2 rRNA genes are annotated in these 3,199 nt (G+C 47.3%); both read left to right on the top strand.

The features are described from left to right. Window positions 1-84: 84 nt before the first annotated feature. A 23S ribosomal RNA gene (locus DF182_RS32055) occupies window positions 85-2,962 on the top strand. 120 nt (window positions 2,963-3,082) lie between these two features. Beyond that, a 5S ribosomal RNA gene (gene rrf / locus DF182_RS32050) occupies window positions 3,083-3,194 on the top strand. The last annotated feature ends 5 nt before the right edge of the window (window positions 3,195-3,199 follow it).

Raw genomic sequence — 3,199 nt, 5'->3', positions numbered from 1 at the left:
CAATGATCAGTAATGATCAAAAGTTCTTTGACATATTGGGAAATGCAAGTTGTATACGGATAGTAATATCTGAATACGAAAATATTTAAAGCGAATAAGGGCGCATGGTGGATGCCTAGGATCTAAGAGGCGAAGAAGGACGTGGTAAGCTGCGATAAGCTACGGGGAGCTGCAAACGAGCAATACATCCGTAGATTTCCGAATGGGACAACCCGGCACATTGAAGATGTGTCACTCGAAAGAGAGCCAACGCAGGGAACTGAAACATCTAAGTACCTGCAGGAAAAGAAAATAACTAATGATTCCCTAAGTAGTGGCGAGCGAACAGGGAAGAGCCCAAACCGGATCGAAGCAATTCTATCCGGGGTTGTAGGACTACTTTTAGAAAGTCAGATCAAGTTGAATCATCTGGAAAGATGAGCCGTAGCAGGTGATAGCCCTGTAGACAGAAATTCTGATAGACGTGTAGTATCCTGAGTAGCGCGGGACCGGAGGAATCCTGTGTGAAACTGCCAGCACCATCTGGTAAGGCTAAATACTCCTTAGATACCGATAGTGAACCAGTACCGTAAGGGAAAGGTGAAAAGTACTCCGAACAGGAGAGTGAAATAGTTCCTGAAACCGTGCGCCTACAAGCGGTCGGAGCTCGAAAGAGTGACGGCGTGCCTTTTGCATAATGAGCCTACGAGTTACTCCTCACTGGCGAGGTTAAGGTCTTCAGTACCGGAGCCGTAGCGAAAGCGAGTTCTAACAGAGCGTATAGTCAGTGGGGGTAGACGCGAAACTTTGTGATCTATCCATGGGCAGGATGAAGGTTGGGTAAAACCAACTGGAGGTCCGAACTCATTAGCGTTGAAAAGCTATGGGATGACCTGTGGATAGGGGTGAAAGGCCAATCAAACTGAGAGATAGCTCGTTCTCCCCGAAATGTTTTTAGGAACAGCCTTGGATATAGACGTGTTATAGAGGTAGAGCTACTAATTGGGCTAGGGGGCTTCACCGCCTACCAAACCCTAATAAACTCCGAATGCTATAACATAATCTCCAGGAGTGAGGCTGTGGGCGCTAAGGTCCATGGCCGAGAGGGAAATAACCCAGACTAACAGCTAAGGTCCCTAATCGTATGTTAAGTTGAACAAACGCGGTTCAAATCCTAAAACAGCCAGGATGTTGGCTTGGAAGCAGCCATTCATTTAAAGAGTGCGTAACAGCTCACTGGTCGAGGGTTTGGGCACGGAAAATAATCGGGCATCAAACATACAACCGAAGCTTTAGGCCTAGCAGCAATGCTAGACGGTAGGGGAGCATTCTAAACTGCATCGAAGGTGTGTTGTGAGACATGCTGGAGCGTTTAGAAAAGAAAATGTAGGCATAAGTAACGATAAATAAGATGAAAAATCTTATCGCCGTAAGACTAAGGGTTCCTGATCAACGCTAATCGGATCAGGGTTAGTCGGGTCCTTAGGCAAAGCCGAGAGGCGTAGCTGATGGCAAACTGGTGAATATTCCAGTACCTGCTATAAATTCGATGGAGTAACGGAGTAGTGAAAGGACTGCGCACTTACGGAATAGTGCGTTAAAGGGTGTAGGTATACTGACTGTAGGAAAATCCGCAGATGGTGCTGAACCTGATAGTACAGCAAAGCTTCGGCAGCGCTGATAATGTCCCTAATCAGACTTCCAAGAAAAACTTCTAAGGTTCGTTTATAGCAGCCCGTACCGTAAACCGACACAGGTAGTCGAGATGAGTATTCTAAGGCGCTCGAGTGATCCGTGGTAAAGGAACTAGGCAAATTGACGCTGTAACTTCGGGATAAGGCGTACCACAGTAATGTGGTCTCAGTAAAATGGTACAACCAACTGTTTAACAAAAACACAGGGCCCTGCAAAATCGAAAGATGACGTATAGAGCCTGATACCTGCCCGGTGCTGGAAGGTTAAGGAAGGATGTTCGGAGTAATCCAAAGCTTCTGACTGAAGCCCCAGTAAACGGCGGCCGTAACTATAACGGTCCTAAGGTAGCGAAATTCCTTGTCGGGTAAGTTCCGACCTGCACGAATGGTCTAATGAGTTGTACACTGTCTCTACCACGAGCTCGGTGAAATTGTAGTATCGGTGAAGATGCCGGTTAATCGCAACGGGACGGAAAGACCCCGTGAACCTTCACTACAACTTAACATTGATTTTGAATGCCAGATGTGTAGGATAGTTGGGAGACTATGAAGCAGCTTCGCCAGGAGTTGTGGAGTCATCGTTGAAATACCAACCTTCTGTTATTTAGAGTCTAATCCGGCAACGGAGACATTGTTTGGTGGGTAGTTTGACTGGGGTGGTCGCCTCCTAAAAGGTAACGGAGGCTCGCAAAGGTACCCTCAGTACGGTTGGTAATCGTACGCAGAGCGCATTAGTATAAGGGTGCTTGACTGTGAGGCAAACAAGCCGAGCAGGTGCGAAAGCAGGCTAAAGTGATCCGGTGGTTCTGTATGGAAGGGCCATCGCTCAAAGGATAAAAGGTACTCCGGGGATAACAGGCTGATCTCACCCAAGAGCTCATATCGACGGTGAGGTTTGGCACCTCGATGTCGGTTCGTCACATCCTGGGGCTGGAGAAGGTCCCAAGGGTTCGGCTGTTCGCCGATTAAAGTGGCACGTGAACTGGGTTCAGAACGTCGCAAGACAGTTCGGTCCCTATCTGTTGTGATCGTTAGTAAATTGAGGAGACATGACCTTAGTACGAGAGGACCGGGTCGTACGTACCGCTGGTGTATCTGTTGTGCCGCCAGGTGCAGTGCAGAGTAGCTATGTACGGACAGGATAAACGCTGAAAGCATCTAAGCGTGAAACCTGCTTCAAGATGAGTTTACTTTTAAGGGCCGTCGGAGACTACGACGTTGATAGGTTACAGGTGTAAAGGTGGTAACATCAAAGCCGAGTAATACTAATTGCCCGTAAGCTTTAACTTTATTTATTACTGCAAAAGTTCGTATACGACTTTCCCAATATGTTATCTTATTATCAGCTGGAGACAAGGTAAGCGAAAGCCCCTGCATCTCGGATGAGTGATCATCACAGCTAAAGATCTTATGGTGGTTATGCCGAGGGTGTTCACCTCTTCCCATTCCGAACAGAGAAGTTAAGCCCCTCATGGCCGATGGTACTGCACTATCATGCGGGAGAGTAGGTAACTGCCATATTTATT

Origin of the sequence: Chitinophaga flava (genome assembly GCF_003308995.1) — a bacterium.
In the GTDB taxonomy this organism is placed as follows: Bacteria; Bacteroidota; Bacteroidia; order Chitinophagales; family Chitinophagaceae; genus Chitinophaga; species Chitinophaga flava.
Note: the sequence above shows the minus strand (reverse complement) of the source record. Positions and strands in the feature narration are given on the sequence as shown.